The sequence below is a fragment of the Xenorhabdus poinarii G6 genome, assembly GCF_000968175.1.
Classification (GTDB): Bacteria; Pseudomonadota; Gammaproteobacteria; order Enterobacterales; family Enterobacteriaceae; genus Xenorhabdus; species Xenorhabdus poinarii.
Window position 1 is genome coordinate 165336 of sequence record NZ_FO704551.1, and the last position, 21470, is coordinate 186805.

The 21470-nt window shown below is 36.5% G+C and carries 12 protein-coding genes and 1 pseudogene; all 13 read right to left on the reverse strand.

Annotated elements, in window-relative coordinates:
• Nucleotides 1-14 precede the first annotated feature (14 nt).
• The 13 genes and pseudogenes from glnL to XPG1_RS00775 all read right to left on the reverse strand — a co-directional run bounded on the left by glnL (nt 15) and on the right by XPG1_RS00775 (nt 21195).
• Nucleotides 15-1058, reverse strand: a complete 1044-nt coding sequence (gene glnL / locus XPG1_RS00715; RefSeq protein WP_045957379.1) for a nitrogen regulation protein NR(II) — start codon at nt 1056-1058, stop codon at nt 15-17.
• Nucleotides 1059-1285: 227 nt separating this feature from the next.
• Nucleotides 1286-2695: a glutamate--ammonia ligase gene (gene glnA / locus XPG1_RS00720; protein ID WP_045957380.1), complete on the reverse strand. Its 1410-nt coding sequence runs from the start codon at nt 2693-2695 to the stop codon at nt 1286-1288.
• A gap of 402 nt (nt 2696-3097) precedes the next feature.
• Entirely contained in the window at nt 3098-4918 is a 1821-nt protein-coding gene (locus tag XPG1_RS00725) for an RCC1 domain-containing protein (protein WP_045957381.1), read from the reverse strand.
• Nucleotides 4919-5228: 310 nt separating this feature from the next.
• Entirely contained in the window at nt 5229-6800 is a 1572-nt protein-coding gene (locus XPG1_RS00730; protein ID WP_045957382.1) for a hypothetical protein, read from the reverse strand.
• A gap of 186 nt (nt 6801-6986) precedes the next feature.
• On the reverse strand, nt 6987-8204 hold the full coding sequence (locus XPG1_RS00735) for a hypothetical protein (RefSeq protein WP_045957383.1): 1218 nt from the start codon (nt 8202-8204) through the stop codon (nt 6987-6989).
• A gap of 290 nt (nt 8205-8494) precedes the next feature.
• Nucleotides 8495-10081 carry a hypothetical protein gene (locus XPG1_RS00740; protein WP_045957384.1) on the reverse strand — a complete coding sequence of 529 codons (1587 nt, stop codon included), beginning with the start codon at nt 10079-10081 and terminating at the stop codon, nt 8495-8497.
• 261 nt (nt 10082-10342) lie between these two features.
• Entirely contained in the window at nt 10343-11950 is a 1608-nt protein-coding gene (locus XPG1_RS00745; RefSeq protein ID WP_045957385.1) for a hypothetical protein, read from the reverse strand.
• A 186-nt stretch (nt 11951-12136) separates the two neighbouring features.
• Nucleotides 12137-13690, reverse strand: coding sequence for a hypothetical protein (locus tag XPG1_RS00750; RefSeq protein ID WP_045957386.1), 1554 nt, complete (start codon nt 13688-13690; stop codon nt 12137-12139).
• Nucleotides 13691-14000: 310 nt separating this feature from the next.
• Nucleotides 14001-14780 (reverse strand): hypothetical protein, encoded by a 780-nt coding sequence (locus XPG1_RS00755; protein WP_045957387.1) that lies wholly within the window; start codon nt 14778-14780, stop codon nt 14001-14003.
• Nucleotides 14731-15627 (reverse strand): hypothetical protein, encoded by an 897-nt coding sequence (locus tag XPG1_RS00760; RefSeq protein WP_045957388.1) that lies wholly within the window; start codon nt 15625-15627, stop codon nt 14731-14733. Before XPG1_RS00760 ends, XPG1_RS00755 begins: the two co-directional genes overlap by 50 nt.
• Before the next feature lie 494 nt (nt 15628-16121).
• Nucleotides 16122-17753 carry a hypothetical protein gene (locus XPG1_RS00765; protein WP_045957389.1) on the reverse strand — a complete coding sequence of 544 codons (1632 nt, stop codon included), beginning with the start codon at nt 17751-17753 and terminating at the stop codon, nt 16122-16124.
• Between the two features lie 327 nt (nt 17754-18080).
• Nucleotides 18081-19210, reverse strand: a pseudogene (locus XPG1_RS00770) (ISAs1 family transposase).
• Nucleotides 19211-19566: 356 nt separating this feature from the next.
• Nucleotides 19567-21195, reverse strand: a complete 1629-nt coding sequence (locus XPG1_RS00775) for a hypothetical protein (RefSeq protein WP_045957390.1) — start codon at nt 21193-21195, stop codon at nt 19567-19569.
• Nucleotides 21196-21470: the final 275 nt, after the last annotated feature.

A 21470-nucleotide genomic window follows, 5' to 3' on the forward strand; every position in this document is an offset into this window, starting at 1 on the left:
TTTTGATTGGTTGGCTATTTCTTGATCGGCAGGTAAATGGAAAACGCCGTATGTCCCGGCCAACTGGTAAATTCAATTTTGCCAGCATGTTGATCGACAAGATTGCGCGCGATGGATAATCCAAGCCCGGTACCGCCTTCATGTCCACTGATCATGGGGTAAAACAGTGTATCCTGAATAGGGGGAGGAATACCCGGCCCATTATCTTCAATATCAATTCTGGCCGCCAGGCGGTAGCGCTCACCCTGTAAGGTAACCTGAAACGCAGTGCGTGTTCGCAGGATGATAGAGCCCCCTTTTTCGCCCAGCGCCTGTAAAGCGTTCCGGGTGATATTCAGTAATACCTGTTCAATTTGGTCAGGATAATGGGACAGCTCAGGTAAACTCGGATCATAATCTTTGAGTAACGTCACACTGGCAGGTTTCTCCAGAGAAACTAATTGATACACCCGCTCGACCACATGGTGGATGCTTTGCCGGGTTTGTGTTCCCGGATGTTGCGGCCCCAGTAAGCGATCAACAAGCGCGCGTAGCCTGTCAGCCTGTTCAATGATAACTTGGGTATATTCCCGCAGAGAGGGATCGGGCAGGGCTTTGGCGAGTAGCTGTGCGGCGCCCCGTAGCCCCCCCAGGGGATTTTTAATTTCATGTGCCAGCCCCCGAACCAATTCCCGAGCCGCCACCTGCTGTGCCTGTTGTATCTGCTCTTGGCTTAAACGGCGTTGACTGTCCATAGTCGCCAGTTCCAGCAAGATAGAGTGCTCGGCAATGGGTTGGGCGCTGAGCGACATTACATGAAAATGATTATTGATGACCAGAATGACTTCGTTATCGGTAAACCCGTGACCGTTAATCAAACTTGAGCGCATCAACTCTGTGTCCAGCGAGAGATAACTAAATAAAACCGGCAGTGGCGTTCCGAATAACTTATGTGAACTTTGCGCCAAAAGTTGCAGAGCAGAATGATTGGCGTAGCGGATAATTAAATTATTATCCAGCACCAATACGCTGTTTATCAGCGAATTGAGTATCTGTTCTGCGTGGGTAACCTCAGCCATTGCTATTCAATTCCTGCACTTTTTTGGTGCATTGTAGCTTATTTAAGTTATAACTTGATGGATTATTCTACTAAAAATGCCTTCTTCTTCTCATTTTTGAGGCACGGAAACCGGCCTCAGTATGGGGAATCAAGCGTATTGGTCGTGAAAAGCGCCCATCCAACGATGGGCTAAAAAGTTTCACGGCAACAAAAAAACACGTCGGGAGCGGTGGATCATCAACAGCATTACACACTGTAATAGAGTTCAAATTCCAGGGGGTGTGGCGTCATACGGATACGCTCAATTTCACTTTGCTGTAATTTGATATAAGCATCGATCGCATCATCAGTGAAAACACCACCGCGTATCAGGAAGTCACGATCTGCATCCAGAGCTGCGATGGCTTCTTCCAGAGAAGAGGCGACAGTTGGGATCTCTTGTGCTTCTTCTGCGGGTAGATCATATAAATTTTTATCCATGGCATCACCGGGATGAATTTTGTTGATGATGCCATCCAAACCTGCCATCAACAGGGCAGAGAAAGCCAAATAAGGATTCGCGGCGGGATCAGGGAAACGAACCTCAATACGGCGGGCTTTGGCGCTGGCGACAACCGGAATACGGATCGAGGCGGAGCGATTGCGGGCAGAATAAGCCAGCATTACCGGCGCTTCAAAGCCCGGCACTAACCGCTTATAGGAATTAGTGGTCGGATTGGTGAAAGCATTCAGAGCACGGGCATGTTTGATGATGCCGCCGATATAGTACAGCGCCAGTTCTGACAAACCGCCATATTTATCACCGGCGAAGAGATTCGTACCATTTTTGGACAGTGACATATGGCAGTGCATACCGGAGCCATTATCTCCCACCAGCGGTTTTGGCATAAATGTGGCGGTCTTACCAAATTTATGAGCAACGTTATGAACGACATACTTATAAATCTGGGTTTCATCGGCTTTTTTGGTCATCGTATTAAAGCGAGTCGCGACTTCGTTTTGCCCGGCAGTGGCGACTTCGTGGTGATGCGCTTCAACAATCAAGCCCATTTTCTCCATCGTCAGACAGATAGCCGAACGTAGATCCTGGGACGAATCCACGGGAGGCACAGGAAAATAGCCACCTTTGACGGCAGGGCGATGACCTTTATTCCCATTTTCATAACGTGTACCACTGTTCCATGCTGCCTCAATATCATCAATGTGGTAATACGAGCCAGAGATAGCGTTGCCGAAACGCACGTCATCAAACAGGAAAAATTCCGGCTCTGGCCCAAATAACACCGTGTCGGCGATGTCACTTGCCCGCAGGAAATCTTCTGCGCGTTTGGCAATGGAACGAGGATCACGTTCATAGCCTTGCATCGTGCCAGGTTCTAAGATATCGCAACGTATAATCAACGTGGCATCATTAAAGAATGGATCAAGCATGGCCGTATTGGGATCTGGCATTAACACCATATCGGACTCATTAATACCTTTCCACCCACCGATAGAGGAACCATCAAACATTTTGCCATCTTCAAAGAAATCTTCATCAATCTGGTGGGCTGGGATGGTGATATGTTGCTCTTTACCTTTGGTATCAGTAAAACGTAAGTCAATAAATTTCACCTGATGTTCTTCAATCATGGACAAAACATGCTCAATGGACATACTGAATTCTCCTGGGTTACGTCAGCCTGATAGAACGATGCATGAAGAAGGTCGTTTTATCTTAAAGGGGCATTTTTGCGATTAATTTTTATAAAATCGGGATTGAAAAGATAAATGCTAAAAGCGTGCCAACATTTATAAATTATTTAATATCAATATATTATATTGTGGTAACGCAAGGAGCATGGGGAAAGAGAACAATTTTTAAAGCAGGTTGCCCTAAATTAGGGAAAAATAAAAATCATTTTGCACAAAAATGGTGCAAAAAGTGTTTAAATCATATCGATAGATGAGAGGCGATATTGTTATTGATCAAGGAAAGGGAGTAAGAGGCGCAATCAACATGGATTGCGCCTGTGGGGCTAACGTAAACTATCGATGATTTTGGTATCGAATGCTATATTAATCCATATAATAGGTTAACTTACCATTCAGCAGAGATTGTACTTCGCTGCTACTGCCACCCCCCGCAATTCCTCCCCAGGTATAGACTTTGTTATCTGCTGACAGCGCAAGGAATGCGGTTCCCGTCGAGTAAATGGCCCTGATATCTTTCATGTCGGGTTGAGCAATTGAAGGAATATTATAAGAATCAGGATGTTGCCAAGTAGCCACCTGGCCATTTTTTCTTAATACGGCAAACCCATTCGCAGAGCCGGTTATTTGAACGATATCGGTGAGGTTTAAAATGTCTCCCCCTAGCGCGTCTACTCCTTCTGCTGAGTACGTGCTCAGTTTGTTACCCCTTAGTACTAAGATCGCTTTTCTGGTGGATGATAAATCTGTTGCTGGCTCATGGTCGTTCCCATTAATACTGTAGTAGCCATTGCCTAGCGTCCATCCCCATACATACACGCTACCATCGCGGCGAATTGCTACGTTACCTAATGGTTCCAGAGGCTCAAACTCTTTTTCCCCACGGTAACTAAGTCCGGTGGTACATATAAGATCCTGAGATGAAGGGGAAAAAGGCTGAAAGAGGCTTAAATCACCCCAAATGGAGAGATTACCATTCGGGTCGGCAAGCGCGAAACCTCTTGGCATTGCTGTGAGGAAACGCGGCGGTGAAACAAGATAAGGTGCATTGGGATCCAGTACCCACCCATACGAATGTATGGCGGTTCCCCAAAGAGTTTGTATTTTTCCAGAATGACTATTATAGGCTGTACAACCAAGCAGATTTCCGACAAAAAGATTTTTCCCATCACCAAGAGAATCATACGGATAATACCCAGAAGCACTATTCTCTCCCCAAGCGCCCTCCCAAGCGAATATTTTCCTGGTCCCTTTTTCGACAGCAAAAAAGCTTCTGCCACCCGCTGCTACATCATCAAAATTTCCGGGGGGGATACGCATATTCGTGCCGTAAGCCCATAATGTTGAATCCGTTTTAAGCCCGGCATAAGAATCGCCAGTGGTAGTAATGGATTTTATGCCTGATTGCGTAAAGTAATTACCGAAGACGCCACCCCAGCCAACCATCGTATTGTCATTGAGTAGCACAGCAAAAGAAGACGGGGACGGAGCAAGATAGTCATATTCATGGTCTATTGGATCGTTATACGCGCCCACAGGGAGACCGAGCGTACCACCGTTACCAATCACATTGATTGGGCTTATTTTAAGCGTGTCAGTTCCGTGGGTAACTTTAATCGCGAGCCAGGGCGCAGTATCGTAGAAAAATGAAGAACTTTCATATGAAAAAGGAGAAAAGAGTGGTGATTTACCACCTATGTATTCCCACTTCACTGAAAGTGGATTACCATTTTTATCCCAGGCGGTCAGTCGTTGTGGTGCTTTAAGCCCGTTAGCGATAACTAAATCAGAATAGCGAGCCCCCATAACAATAAAGGGTTCTCCGTCTGATGGATTTGGTGGGGTTGTCGTTGGTGACGACGTGCCATCAATAACTTTTACAGATGTAATATTTGAGCTTCTAGTTTCTGAATCGGTAAAATGTCTAATAAAATAATACAATTGATATTCACCATCTGGGAATTGTGATATATCTATTTGGGCAATTTGGAATGGATCTTTCAAGCTTTCAGGATTAGGTACTGAATAAACATGAGGTACAGATGTAAAATGAAGTGTAATTTGATCTTTTTCAGCAATACCTTCATATTTTGGTATCTCTACTATAATCTTATTATCGGTTATTTTAGACTTATCTAAAACACCATTTACAGCTTGAGGTAATATAGGTGCTGATAGGTAACTCATAAGTTAGTCCTTTTGTGAATTTTAATTATATAATCAGATTGGTTCATGGATAATTTACACAAAGCTATATTTTAAAACTAATGAAAACAAGCTATCGGAATGATGAGTGTAAATTATCGTTGCTTTAGAACAAGAATCTTCCAATTAATAATGATTATTTGTTTTTTACATGGTAATATATTTTATACTTGAGTTGTTAGTTTTAATTAAACATAAGAATAGTAAAGTAACCTCCTGATATTTTTTGTATTAATCATTAAATCATAAATAAATTATTAAATTGATTGAAATTAGTTATCACATAAGAAAACTATGGCGTACAATCAGGAGGCGTCCCAGGAAGAGCAGTTGAAATTCTGCCTTTCCAAACTTTTGTATGGGAAGATTTATCATCATTATCAATGAAATATGTAAATTGAATCATACCTGTATGACAATTTTCATATTCAGAGCATCCTGTTAAGTAATTGTATGGAATTTCTATTGTTCCAACTGCTGTTATGCCATCACTCCCTGGTTGGTCTGGTATCGATCCATTAAACCATTTATCAACATTCCTATATCTTGCATTAATTTTTAAGTGTAATCTTATTTTTGATCCCAATGGTGGCTTCGTCATATCATTTGGATCGTTAGTCCCTGTGATCTGAACAAATAATCCAGTACTATTTAAACCATTATTAGATATATTTTCACAGGTAACAACATTGTTGTACTTAATATCAACACAATCCATATTGTCAAAATCGTCTATAATATTACTAGGATCACTAGCTCCAAAACTAGAATAAACTACACATTTATCATAATAAACTGGAGCCGGCCATGGTTCACCGGTATATGTTAATTCTAAAGGATTGGATATTAAAATATTAGCGCTATCTGTATGAACTATCTTATAATAAAACTCGGAAACAACTCCAACAGGAAAAATATAATAAGGCAATGATATAGAAAATTTATCTAATTTATCTATATCTACAAGAGGGTAATCAACACCGGCATCATGGTTATTAACATAGAATCTGATTGTATCATTTTCTCTTGCACCCAAATAATGAGGTATTTTTACAAGAAATTTTGTATCACCATGGTTCACTAATTCTCCTCCATTAAACCCTTCGATTTCAGGAGAAGGTAGCTTATGTGTTACACCTGCAGGATCATTGTGAGTAATATTTAATGTGTCAGACGAAGGTTCTGCACCACCAACACCAAAAACTTGAGTATTTAGACTTAAAATTAAAGCTTCATCTAGTTTGGGATAAATATAGAACGATAACCTTCCATGCTGATCTGATGCCAAATATATTCCTTTGTAATAGAAAAAATTTTGAACATTTACTGGAGTATGATTATCATATTCATAGATATTAATTTTATCAAGAAGATTATCATCATTTGTATTTATTAATACGGCGAGATAGGGAATTGGATTATTCTTTTCATCTTTAATCAGAGTACTGACACGAGTAGATATTCCTTTAGGAGGAGTATTTTCACTAGTAGGTACATCTAGAGAAGTTCGATCAAAATTCAGGCGTAAAGAATCATTATTTAACGTTCTGGCGGTATATTTAATTTTTTGTGAAGGAAAGCCTCCTGAACTAGATGATGGAACTATATCAAAACTGACAGTATCACCACTATTAACTGTTGATGATATCCTTAATTGTATTATAAATGTTCCTGTTGTGCCATTTTCAGAAAGATTTATATTAGGAATTGGGCTTTCTAGTGTAACATTAGTTTTATTTTCCAAATATATATACGAGCCAGGAGATATTGCAGTATCAGATGTTAAAGTTACATTCAGTATTAATATTTGTCCTTTAATGACACTGTAGTTATCAGGGGGGAATGCAACTGTATTGTTACTCATTATGTTACCTCATTTTATGGAAATAATAATTTATGTCGAAATAATTTTATGGGTTAATAACTATGATTTTAATTTCTATTTATTGATTCTTATATTCTATTGTCGTATTCCATTAACTATAGCCACATAGTTATTATATGACTGTAAAATTAAATATTTTCAGCTACATTTTAGTGTAAATAGTTATCATGCATAGGGGTCTGTGTCTATCTCACTTTTCCAAACTTTTCCGTATGTAACATTAAGATCAGTATCATCTCCTATCTGATAATCAAAGAAAATATGGCCATTTGTACCATCTTCATATCCCATATTATTTTTTATATCACTATGATCTATACTAATTTTTAATGTGGCTGTCTTTCCTCCTATATCATCTGGATGTGTTTGCATTGTTTGATTATAAGATTTTGTAACTGTTCTGGTGCTTGAATTAATATACATATTTAATGTTATGTTAGCCCCAAAAGGTACTTTGCTGTTATCATTGGGATCGTTAGTTCCTGTTATTTTAACAAATAACCCTGCATTCTCTGGATTTTGTTCGGCTATGGTGGCATCGTTAATAACATCGTAATCTTCATTTACAAGAGCACCACCACTAGAATACACTTTGCATTGTTCGTATGTTCGATAAACATCCGTCCAGGGTTTATTGGGTCTGCCTTTGTAAGTTAAAGGTAATGCGTTTGATTTTTCTTCTATAATATCTCCAGAATCTCTGATAAGAACATAGAAGAAATTAGAGTATATATCTTTTTTAAAAATGCCATATGGCAATTTAGTGAAAATATGTGCATTACTTTGGTCTTCTACCCGAATGTAATAATTAGTATACTCTTCATTCACGAATAACAAAATATAATCACCTAATTTTTTCTTGTCATAATTTGGAATGTCAACTTCAAATTTACTATCTCCGTCTGATTTCAAGTTTTCGCCAAAAAAATTAAGTATTTGTGGCTGGTCAAATTTAGTTTCCATGCTATCCAGCGAATTATTAACAATAAAGACAGTATGTTTAGCAGCTACTAATTTGGTTGATCCAGTTACATTAGAATATAAGTTTAAAATAACAGGAAGAGACTGATATGGTTTAATGAAAAATAATATCTTCCCTTGTCCATCGGTATTTATCAGAAATCCTTCTTTGTTATCTTGTGTGATTATAGGAATCTCATTATTTTGATCTGCATCATAAATTTTGACTCTATTAAGATTTCCTGAAATAGAATCAGATATAAATATTTGAGTATTAGATAAATAATCTCCATTTATATCTACAACTTGTGCAGTGACTGTTATTTTTTCATTATCATTAGTAGTGGGTAGATTAGGGACGGACAAGAAATAGTTATCCATATTTAATCTTAATGACTCGAGATTTATTTCATTAACATTCATTCTACTTTCCTTTTTTAGTGTGTTGACATTCTAAATGTCAATTAATCTATTGACGTTTTTATAATTATAATTATAATTATGATGTTTTATGTTGTATGATTCCTTGGATTCATTTGTTATGACGAATACAAGGCCATTTATATACTAATAAATTTATATTTTTACTCTATTGTGTTTGCTTTCTACTGAAATTTCATAGTTGTAATGATTTTTTATTTTCAGTGTTGCTGAAAATATTTTTACTTAAAACGACATAAAGATTATTTTATATCACTTTATAAATAATCATTTTATTCAGTGTCAATTTTTCCTTGCCAAATGTTCCCATAATATTTGGTTTCAATGTTTCCTGGGTCAGAAGGATCATAAGCATAATAGTCAAAATAGATGTTTCCAGCAGAACTATTAGGATATGATTCTATATGATTGAGATAATCAATAGGAATACCGTATACATATGTTGCTGTATGATCGAAACCTTTATCAAGGTTTGTGGGCATAGTAAAACTAAATGAGTATTGACTTTTCTTCTTATAAGAATCTATATATAACGTTAATACAATGTTAAAGCCAAATGGTACTTTGGTTTTGTCATTAGTATCATCAGTTCCTGTTATTGCAATATATAATGCTGAGTGTCCTGTGTTATTATAATAACGAGATATAGAGAAATAGTTTATTAAATCATGTTGTTGGATTAGTGCTGTTTCTTTTAAAGCACCAAAACTAGAATAAACAACACATGGATCGTAAATCCTATTGATGTTATCAAGAGGTGCAGCCTTACCGCCGCCATTATAGGAGAATCCTAGTGATGCTGATTTTTTTATGCTTGCATCATGTGTGGCAATGATATAAGACAAAGCAACATCTTCATTTTGCGGTAATATTGAATAAGGTAAATCAAAAAAATAATTATCTAGGTTATTTGTGTTTCCAACAGAAATTTCTTGATTGGAATATTTTCCATTCACATAGAATAGTATAATATCATTTTTATTAGAATAATCGTATCGATCAACTTCAACAGAAAAAGTTGTTGAATCAGGATCCCCTATTAATGCACCGCCTGATGCCTCTAGAATAGAGGGTGGGGCTAAAAAATCAGTATGAATATTTGAGAGTTTACCTGGATCAGTCGGATTATCATCAATAACAAATAAACTATTTTTTGATAGTTGAAAATTTTGTGTGTTGGTTACTCCAGCTTGTAAATTAAGTACAAATTCGGTATTGGTAGCCGGATAAACATAAAAAACAATCATGCCATTTTCTTCTGTTTTTAAATAAAAAACCGATTTATTATATAAAGTTTCTTTTTTTACCTCAGATGCCGCATCTTTATGATTTTTGAAAATCCTGACACTATCTAATTTAGTATTATTATTTGACATTATAGTGATAGGGATTCCAGACACACCTTGACCATTTTTCTTATCTTTTATTGTGGCAAAAACTTTAGAATATATCAGGCCATTTGGTGGGATGTTAGTATTAACATTTTCTGTTTGAGTTATGGAGTTTAAATATCCATTGCCAAAGGTAAGGGCTAATGAATTATTATCAATTTCTACAACCGTATATTTAAAGGATGTTCTAGTAAATCCATTTATATTCTTAGGTACAATATCAAAACTAATTTCACTTTGATCTGCTAGTCCTTCTTTAATAATAAATACAATTTCGACTGAGTATGCGTTTTTTGGCATTGTATAACTGGTTTTTTCTGGCGTAAGATTAACCGGATTTTGTATTTCAAATCCGGCATAAGGTGTAATACTTTTTTCAGAAGTGTTAAAATAAATCGTCATTCTTAGTAATTGACCATCGACTATATTTGATTTTGGTGGAAGAGATGACGTTATAGTATTTGCCATGGTAGATCCCTATGATTTTAAAATATTATTTAGAGATTAAAATATTTTTGCTGTTTTTTTATATACCATTAGATAGCCAAGTTTCTTGCCGAAGAGATTATGCAATACTTATTTGTTTGTATAATGAAAAAAAATTATCAGTTGATAACTAAATACTATTAGAGATAAATAAAAGATTTGGAACTATCCTGACTTATCTTAGTTGTCTAGGATAGTCCCGAATATTTATTAGTTGATTGCGAGAATACTCAACCATTTTGACTATTTACAAGGGTTAGGATCATTGTCAGCTGGAATCGTTACAATAGATGCATTCCATTTTTTACCATATGCTTTTTTATTAGTATCTAAGGTAAAGCTATAATCAAAATAAATATTTCCTCCAGCGCCACCCTCATATGTTTCGACATTAACAAGATCAGTACATGGGACATGAATAATTGCAGAAAATGTATTGTCAACTTGTTTTTTTATTGGCTGAGCTGGGTAAGTTCTTATATAGTTTTTATTTTGGGAGTTGAGATATAAATTTAATGTTATTTGAGTACCATTTGGTATCGCTGGTGTTCCTCCACTTTGCTCACTTAAAATTTCAATATATAATCCAGTACCATCACCATGAACATATTTCATTATTGCAGCATAATTAACTGCATTATTATTTGGTATAATATTATAATCCCTGACTCCTAGGCTAGTATGAACTATACAACTAGCATAGTCTCTTTTTACATCAGGATCTGGTTCATATGGTGTTCCTCCTGTATAAGTGACGGGTAAATGTAGTGAGGCTCTCATATCTCCTCGTTGGTTAATAACAACATACGAAAACTTACTGGGTTTATTAAGTTCAAAAATTTGATAAGGTAATTTAGCAACGGTATTACTTTCTCCTATTTGACATTGAGGGTCAGTAATCAATACATTATAGCCACTATAATTAGAGTTAATAAAAAATAATATTATGTCATGTTCTTTTGCATCCGGGTATTCTACTGACACATCAAATTTTCTTATCCCTGGGCTAGCATAAAGATTTCCTCTATCAAGTCCCCATACTATTGGAAATGGTAAGGATTTAAGAAAGCTAGGAGGGTCACTATTGATAATGTAAAGTTTCTGAATTGCGTAAACTGAACTATCATCCACACCTGGAATCATGGATATAAATTCTACTATTTCAGATAATGAGTTTTTGGGATAAATATAAAACACTATATTTCCTTGGTTATCTGAATTTATAAAGAAACCCTTTGTGGAATTATCGAGAATTTGTGGATAAATTTGAGAAGAGGAGGCAGTGTTTGAAGCATAAATTGAAATCTTATCTATATCATCAAATAAACTTGATGTTATAAATATTGGGGCATTGGCTAAATATTGGTTATTTTTATTTTTTATGGTTGCCGTTACTGCACTAGATTTATGGCTGCCGTTATCTGGAGGAAAATTAGGTGCGCCATCAGCGGGTATATTTAAATATGGCTGAGATAGGTTGAGAGCCATTGAATCTAAGTTAACGGTATTAATATTGATAGCTTTACATTTAAAAGTTTGTAAGGAAATATCAGGAATGTTATTTGGAGTTATATTAAATGTAATATAAGAATCATCTTGGGTGGCACTGGATACCTCCAAATTAAAAGTCGCTATATAGATATTTTTATTGTGAGAAGATTGAATGAAGTGTTTAGGCGCATTTGAATCAGAATAAATATTAACGCCTTGACTAAAAGAAACAGATGAATTGCTGGGTAGTAATTTACCCGGTGGCAGAGTAATAGTAACAGTTAAGACAATAGTTTGACCTATAATCAAATTTGCATTGCTATGCAAGGAATAGGTAATATTGATATCTGTATTTTGCATTTTATTATCCTATTATTAATAATATTCAATAATTAATTTAAAGTTACTTTATTGATATATTCAGTTGAACAGATAAATATAACAGAAATGGTTTATGGAAACTATCAACGAAGGGGAAGTTTAAAATCGGTTTAGTATTGGTGAACGTCAGTAAAGCTCCCCCTTCATAGAAGGGAGAGCTTTACTTTATTCTGGTTGGGTGGAAATCAGCCCTTCCCAAATTTTTCCGTATTGTTTTTTGTTTTCAATGCTTAATTCATAATCAAAATAAATTCTACCCTCAAAACCAACAAGAATATCTTTAGGTATGTGAAATTGCAATATTGCGATACCATCCGTATTAACCTGTGTTGGCATGGGATATAACCATTGTTTTTTTGTAGAATAACTTGTTGTATCAATATACATGTTTATTTTCACGTTGTAACCTAATGGGATCTTTCCTGGTATGTTATCTCCTCCTAATATTTCAATAAACAACCCTGTATTGACAGGGTTATTATTATCCAGATATCTCTTTATACCATCGTAATTGATGTATGTACCCTCTGGTATTTCAACAACACCAGCACCAAGGCTAGTATATACTTTGCAAGTATCATAATTCCGTGTTACATTTTCCAGAGGATAATATGTAGCACCGCCCATATAAGTCACGTTTGTGGATTGAGACGTTAGGCTACCAGCGGCTTCCCCAAGAATTACGACATAGTTAATATCGGAAGGAACATTGTATTCGAAAATATCATAAGGTAATTTGTAAAAATAATTACTTGCACCCAGCTCTGCTTCAGGATTACCTACAATAACATAATGGCCACTATATTCACGTTTAGCCCCTGGCTTCTCCAGGTTTTTGGTGAAAAATACTATATAATCATCAGGTTTAGCTGGTGAGTATTTGGGGATGGCAATATAAAAATCCGATTCGCCACCTTCAGAAGTTAAGGGACCAGGAAAGCCCCCCAAAATATTTGGTGGTAATAAACCATCTGGAAATTTAGGAATTTCAGTATTAACAATAAAAAGGGGAGAGCTAGCTGCTACTGGTTTATCGACATTTGCAATCCAGGATTGTAGTTCAAGCACCATGGAATCTGCTTTTTGTGGATAAATATAAAATTTTATATTTCCATCCTTGTCTGAATTGACCGATACTCCGGAATAATCCCCGATTTTTTGTATCGGAATTTCAGTTTTATTATCAGAGTCTAATATCTTACAATATGATAAATTTTCTGGTATTTGTGATCTAATAAAGACAGGCGTATTGCCCAGGGGAATTGCCTTTTTATCACGCAAAAGGGTGGTAGCCATAGCCCCTTTTACTGGTTGGCTTGGATTTCTATTGGGTGTATCCAAGAACATATCACTTAACATCAAAGGCAAGGTATCCGGGTTTATAGTTCTTGCTGTACCCGTAAAAACGAATGGAGCAGCATTAGAGCCGTTTACTGTAATGGTAAATTGTATTGAATCATGTTCTTTTATGACGTTAGGATCACTGCTGACCACTAGTTCTGTTATATAGACATAAGCATTGTTTCCCATATCCTTTAATGTCAGATTGCCAGCTGGAACCGAAATATTTGGACTGGCACCTGTAAATGTAATGTTTACATTTTGCGTGTTTATTGCGCCGTTTGTTGTTAGCGTCACCATTAAAGGAACGGTCTGACCGATGATAAGGTCAGCATTGCTTGGAATAGTGGTTGTTAATACCCCGTTTTTCGTGACCATGATTTTATCACCTTATAAAGAGTTGCAGTCTCAATCATATCGAGATAAATACAGCTATATCCCCAAAAAAATCAGTGGGAATTTTATCTCTTAGATTTTTTTGTAAATATAATTTAATTAACTCCAAACAAAATATAGTTAACTTTTATAACCGATCGTTGTTAAATTATTTTTTATCCATTTTTGTATTTTTTACGTTTTTTTTAATTTGAAATTTTTTATTCAGTTTCTTATAGAGTATTTAACATTGACTGAAAAAGACTTGCTATAGTAACTGACTATTTTTATAAAACGCCAATGAACAGCTTAATTAATTATCGTCGCCGTCATCACCTTCATCTTCTGTTGGATACTCTGAGCGGGTATCAATGCCTCCCGCCCAAATTTTCCCATATTTAATATCGCTTCCATAACCAACTTCATAGTCGAACCAAATGCTCTCCGCGCCACCAAAGATATTGACAAGATGTTTCTTTTCAATATGAAAAATTAAGGAGTAACGCCCAGTCTCCTGATTTTTTGTGATCGGCATAATGTCCTGCCCAACAGCCTTTTGGGTATTACGGTTTGCTGCTTGAATATACATATTTAACGTCACCTTCGCGCCCAAAGGAACTTTTCCCTGTGAATTGTTATCTCCGACAATCTCAACAAATAATCCGGTCACTGGTGTGTTCGGATCCTTAGGGTGATTATACAGATATTTTTTTATACTGTCATAACCCAGGGTAATACCTTGTGGGATAGGTGTGTTGCTAGGAATAAGGCCAAGGCTGGTATAAACATTACAGGGGTCATAGTCCCTTTTTATTGTTTTATCTGGAGAATATGTCGCTCCTCCCATATAAGTGACAGTGGTTAGTGAAGACGTTATCGAACCGGCCCCTTGCCCCAGAATGGCTACACAATTAAAATTATAGGGAATACTGATTTCAAAAATATCATAAGGCAGTGAATAATAATATTTTCCTAATCCTAACTCTATATTTGGATCTTTTACAGTAACATAATGACCAATATATTTACGCCCCACTTTTTTATTATTTTCTTCTTGTGTAAAAAACAGGATATAATCGGCCTTTTTTTGCATTAGGATATTTGAACACTCCCACATGAAAGTTTGATTCCCCCCCTTGAGCGATTAAAGGTTGGGCAAATGCCCCCAAGATATTTGGTTCTGGCATAGTATCTAGAGCATTGGGGATTTCAGTGTTAACAATAAAAAGAGGAGAGGAAGCTGGTACTGGTTGATCGACATTTACAATCCAGGATTGTAGTTCAAGCACCATGGAATCTGCTTTTTGTGGATAAATATAAAATTTTATATTACCATCCTTGTCTGAATTGACCGATACCCCGGAATAATCCCCGATTTTTTGTATCGGAATTTCAGTTTTATTATCAGAGTCTAAGATCTTACAATATGATAAATTATCCGGCACTTTTGCCATGATAAAGACAGGCGTATTGCGCAGAGGGCTGTTTTCTTTATCTAGCAAAAGGGTAGTAACCTGAGCACCTTTCGCTGGTTGCGTTGGATTTATATTGGGTGTATCTAAGAACACATCATGTAACATCAAAGGCAAGGTATCCGGGTTTATAGTTCTTGCTGTACCCGTAAAAACGAATGGATCCGCATTTAAGCCGTTTACTGTAATGGTAAATTGTATTGGATCGTGTTCTTTTATAACATTAAGATCGTTGCTGACCGTTAATTCTGTTATATAGACATAAGCATTGTTTCCCATATCCTTTAATGTCAGATTGCCAGCTGGAACCGAAATATTTGGACTGGCACCTGTAAATGTAATGTTTACATTTTGCGTGTTTATTGCTCCGTTTGTTGTTAGCGTCACCATTAAAGGAACGGTCTGACCGATGATAAGGTCAGCATTGCTTGGAATAGTGGTTGTTAATACCCCGTTTTTCGTGACCATGATTTTATCACCTTATAAAGAGTTGCAGTCTCAATCATATCGAGATAAATACAGCTATATCCCCAAAAAATTCAGTGGGAATTTTATCTCTTAGATTTTTTTGTAAATATAATTTAATTAACTCCACACAAAATATAGTTAACTTTTATAACCAATCGTTGTTAAATTATTTTTTATCCATTTTTGCGTTTTTTTAAATTTGGGATTTTCTAGTCAGTTTCTTATAGAGTATTTAACATTGATTGGAAAAGACTTGCTATAGTAACTGACTATTTTTATAAAACGACAATGAACAGCTTAATTAATTATCGTCGCCGTCATCACCTTCATCTTCTGTTGGATACTCTGAGCGGGTATCAATTCCTCCCGCCCAAATTTTCCAATAACTTTATTTGAAATTTTTTAGTCAGTTTCTTATAGAGTATTTAACATTGACTGAAAAAGGCTTGCTATAGTAACTGACTATTTTTATAAAATGCCAATGAACAGCTTAATTAATTATCGTCGTCGTCATCACCTTCATCTTCTGTTGGATACTCTGAGCGGGTATCAATCCCGGCCGCCCAAATTTTTCCATATTTAATATCGCTTCCATTACCAACTTCATAGTCGAACCAAATACTCTCTGCGCCACCAAAGATATTGACAAGATGTTTCTTTTCAATATGAAAAATTAAGGAGTAACGCCCAGTCTCCTGATTTTTTGTGATCGGCATAATGTCCTGCCCAACAGCCTTTTGGGTATTACGGTTTGCCGCCTGAATATACATATTTAACGTCACCTTCGCGCCCAAAGGAACTTTTCCCTGTGAATCTTTATCTCCGACAATCTCAACAAATAATCCGGTCACTGGCGTTTTTTTATCCTTAGGGTGATTATACAGATATTTTTTTATATTGTCATAACCCAGGGTAATACCCTGTGGGATTGGTGTGTTACTAGGAATAAGGCCAAGGCTGCCATAAACATTACAGGGGTCATAATCCCTTTTTATTGTTTTATCTGGAGAATATGTCGCTCCTCCCATATAAGTGACAGTGGTTAGTGAAGACGTTATCGAACCGGCTCCTTGTCCCAGAATAGCTACACAATTAAAATTATAGGGAACACCAATTTCAAAAATATTATAAGGCAGTGAATAATAATATTTTCCTAATCCTAACTCTGTAGTTGGATCGTCTACAGTAACATAATGGCCAATATATTTACGTTCTGCATTTGTTGTATGTTTTTCTTGCGTAAAAAACAGGATATAATCGCCTTTTTTTGCATTAGGATATTTAAATACTCCTACAGCAAAATCTGATTCCCCCCCTTGAGCGATTAAAGGTTGGTCAAATGCCCCCAAGATATTTGGTTCAGGCATAGTTTCTAGAGCATTGGGGATTTCAGTGTTAACAATAAAAAGAGGAGAGGAAGCCGGTACCGGTTGATCGACATTTACAATCCAGGATCGTAGTTCAAGCACCATTGATTTAGTATTTCGTGGATAAATATAAAATTTGATATTGCCATGCTCGTCTGAATTGACTAATAACCCAGAATAATAACCTACCATTTGTGGTTGAATTTCGGTTTGATCATCAGAACCCAAAATCTTACAATATGGTAAATTTTCTGGCACCTGTGACATGATAAAGACAGGCGTATTGCTCAAGGGGAGGCTATTGTTATCCAGTAAAAGGGTGGTAACCTGAGCACTTTTCGCTGGTTGTGTTGGATTTATATTGGGTGTATCTAAGAACACATCATGTAACATCAGAGACAAGGTATCCGGGTTTATGGTTCTTGCTGTACCCGTAAAATTGAATGGATCCGCGTTTGAGCCGTTTGCTGTAATGGTAAACTGTATGGGATCATGTTCTTTTATGACGCTAGTATCACTACTAACAATTAATTCTGTGCTACCGATATATTCAGAAGTAGAACCTTTTAATGGTTGAAAACTTATTTCATTAGATGAAAACGAAATATTTTTATCTCCTGTTATTGTAAAATTTTGATTAACAGGGTTTAATATATTATTTACTGTTAAGGTTATAGTTAAGGGAAAGCTCTGCCCGATAATAAGATCGGCTTTTTTTGAAATGTTGACGGTCAATATATCTTTTCTTGTTGCCGGCATTTTATTTCTCCATATATGATTGTGTGAATTATTAAATTCTATATAGCCTGGTTTGTTTAATGGCTTTATTGCTGGTTTAAATATTTTAATGAACTCCTTCAAACTAAACTCATTAAGATAAAAAGTATAATAATAAAATTTTATCACCTGATAACCATAAGCTATCTCTGCGAGAATATAATGTATTTAAATATAAAACAAAATTTTAAAATTAATTTTATCCATAAATTGATGACTAAAAATAGTTTTCGTTTGAAGAATGAGTATTAAATATTTTTCAAATACCTCCTGTTAGTAGGATAGATGGTAGGGCAACCGCATGAATGTTCAAATATCATCCAAACCGGAAAACCCTGCTTGTAATACCTGCTCCAAAAAGCCGATTTTCATCCAGGCTCGTTTACGTTTCATTCTGATACTTAATTTAGTCGTTTCTTTTTTTAACATATTTAACGCGACCCGTCTCAATATCGCGATGTTTTCCGCTGCATTTTTACGGTAAATTTTGCAGTCATCTTCCCGAAAGGAGACATCCAGTATCCAGTGAAGATTATTTTCGATCTGCCAGTGGCTACGTATGGCCTGAGCAAACTGTTCTTCTGTTAACTCTGCAGAACTGATGGCGTAACGGTATTCCAGGCTGGCGGATTTTCCTTTTTCTTGCCGGTATCCGACTGTCACGCCAACTGTTTTTAATTCAGGCCATTCCGGGAAATGGGCGACTAATGAACTCGCATCCATGACATGACTTTGCCTAATTTCAATACGTCCATGCCCCTGTTCTATGTGTACTTTTTCTCTTGTCAATGACCCGGAGAGTTGTCCCGCCAGTGCCTCCCTGACTACACGGTGGAGATTTTTCTGATTGTCTTTCACACTCAGCAAATAATCAGCGCCGCCTCAATAATGTCCCGGGCTATCTGGGTTTGACATCCCATTGCATCAATGGAAATGAGGGCGCCTTTCAGTTCCAATAACTTAAACAGTTCAGGGATGGCAGTGATCTCATTTGACTTACTTTGTGTTCTGACCTGACCAATGACGAGTTGGTTTGCAGCGGCGTAAGCACTCACCATGTGGAGAGTTGAATAACGATCTTCACGATGATAAGAGCCACGCAATACTTTACCGTCGATCGCCACTAATTCCCCTTTGGTGAGTTGGTGAACAGAACGCATCCAGTTGATAAAACAGAGATTAAATTGTTCTGGTTTGATGCGAGAAAGGACCCGGGCAATGGTGTCATCAACAGGAACGCCTTCTTTGAACATACCTTGTTTAAGAAACCAGTCATGATGGCCTTCAGTATATTCCTGAATATCACTCCAGCCCTCCGCCCCCGCAATAATCGCGCAAAGGGTGGCAAACAAAATGTCAAATAAAGGATAGGCCACTTTGGCCGTCTGGCGTGGGTCTTTGATATCGGAGAAATGGTCAGTGAAACTGTCAAGGTACATGGTATTGACTCTCAAAAGAGAGTATAAGATCACAGCTATTTACTCGAATCAACTTAATTTACCGTTGGCTAAAAAACATTCGCGATCTTGCCCTGGGATAGATGGCTTCTTTATCAGGCCATGTCGCATTACGAGTTAATCAGAGATCTCGAGGTTGATTGTTTTTTATCCTGCAAATCGATAAAATTGTTCCGCCACCGATAGACACTTACCTTCCTTTATTGATAATCACTACCGTCGGTTTGCCGTCAGCAAGAAATCAATGGTCTGCCCGTTGATATCAACCACCCGGTAAAATCATTGCTACTGGTCTTTGACTTTAGTACATTTTTATAAAATCCCAATGACCAGCTTAATTAATTACCATCATTTTCATCGTCTGTTAGATCCTCTGAGCGGGTATCAATCCTCCCTGCCCAAATTTTCCCATATCTAATATCGCTTCCATGACCAACTTCATAGTCGAACCAAATTCGACCTGCGCCACCCGTGATATTAACAAGATCTTCCTTTGCAATATGAAAAATTAAGGAGTAACGCCCAGTATCCTGATTTTTTGTGATCGGCATAATTTTCTGTCCAACAGGCTTTTTGGTATTACAGTTAGCCGCCTGAATATACATATTTAACGTCACCTTAGATCCCAAAGGGGCGCTTGTTTTGACATTTGTATCTCCGACAATCTCAATAAATAATCCGGTCACTGGCGTGTTTGGATCCTGAGGGTGATTAGACAGATATTTTTTTATACTGTCATAACCGAGGGTAATACCTTGTGGAATAGGGGGATTATTAATAACACCAAGGCTGTTATAAACATTACAGGGATCATAATGTCTTTTTATTGTTGTATCTGGAGAGTATGTCGCACCTCCCATATAAGTGACAGTGGTTTGTAAAGACGTTAGCGAACCAGCTCCTTGCCCTTGGATAATGATATAGCTAAAATTATAGGAAACACCGGCTTCAAAAATATTACAAGGTACTGAATAAAAATATTTTCCTAAACCCAACTCTGTTTTCGGATCGTTTACAATAACATAATGACCACTATATTTAATCGCTGAATTTTGTATGCTTAGGTCTTGTGTAAAAAACAGGATATAATCGCCTTTTTTTGCATTCGGATAATCATAGACTCCCACCTGGAAATCAGGCTCTCCCCCCTCAGAAACTAAAGGTCTGGCAAATGCCCCTAATATATTTGGCTCTGGAACAGAATGCATGAAATCAGGTATTTCGGTATTAACAATAAAAAGGGGAGAGGCCGCTGGCTCTGACTTACCGACATTCACAATCCAGGATTCTAATTCAAGTACCATGGAATCTGATTTTTGTGGATAAATATAAAATTTTATATTTCCATCCTTGTCTGAATTGATGGATAATCCGGTATAATCCCCGATTTTTTGTAGCAGAATTTCAGTTTTATTATCAGAGTCCAAAATCTTACAATATGATAAATTTTCTGGTATTTTTGATCTGATAATGATGGGGGTATTGCTCAAGGGATTGTTCTCTTTATCTAGCAAAAGGGTGGTAACCGTAGCCCCTTTTACTGGTTTTTTTGGATCGTTATTGGGTGTATCTAAGAACATATCACTCAACATCAGAGACAATGTATCCGGATTTATGGTTTTTGCTGTACCTTCAAAATCGAATTTATCAGCATTAGAACCGTTTGCTTCAATGGTAAATTTTATTGGATCACGTTCTTTTATGACGTTAGGATCACTGCTAACAATTAATTTTGTGCTAGCGGTATATACAGAAGTAGAATCTGGTAATCGTGTAAATTTTATGTTTTCAGATGAAAACGAAATGTTTTTCGCACCTGCACCTGGTGTTATTATAAAGCTTGCATTAGTAGGGTTTATTGCATTTTTTGCTGTTAAGGTTATAGTTAAGGGAACGATCTGCCCTATGATAAGATCAGCTTTTTTTGCAATATTGACGGTCAATATATCTTTTATCAATGTTGGCATATTATTTCTCCATATATGGTTGTGTGAACTGTTAAATTTTATATTACCAGTTTGTTTAATGACTTTATTACTGGTTTAAATAGTTTAATGAACTTCTTCAAACTAAACTCATTAGAATAAAAAGTACAATAATAAAATTTTATCACCTGATAATCATAAGATATCTATGCGAGAATGTAATGTATTTAAATATAAAGCAGAATTTTAAAATTAATTTTATCCATAAACTGATGACTAAAAATAGTTTTCGTTTGAAGAATGAGTATTAAATCTTT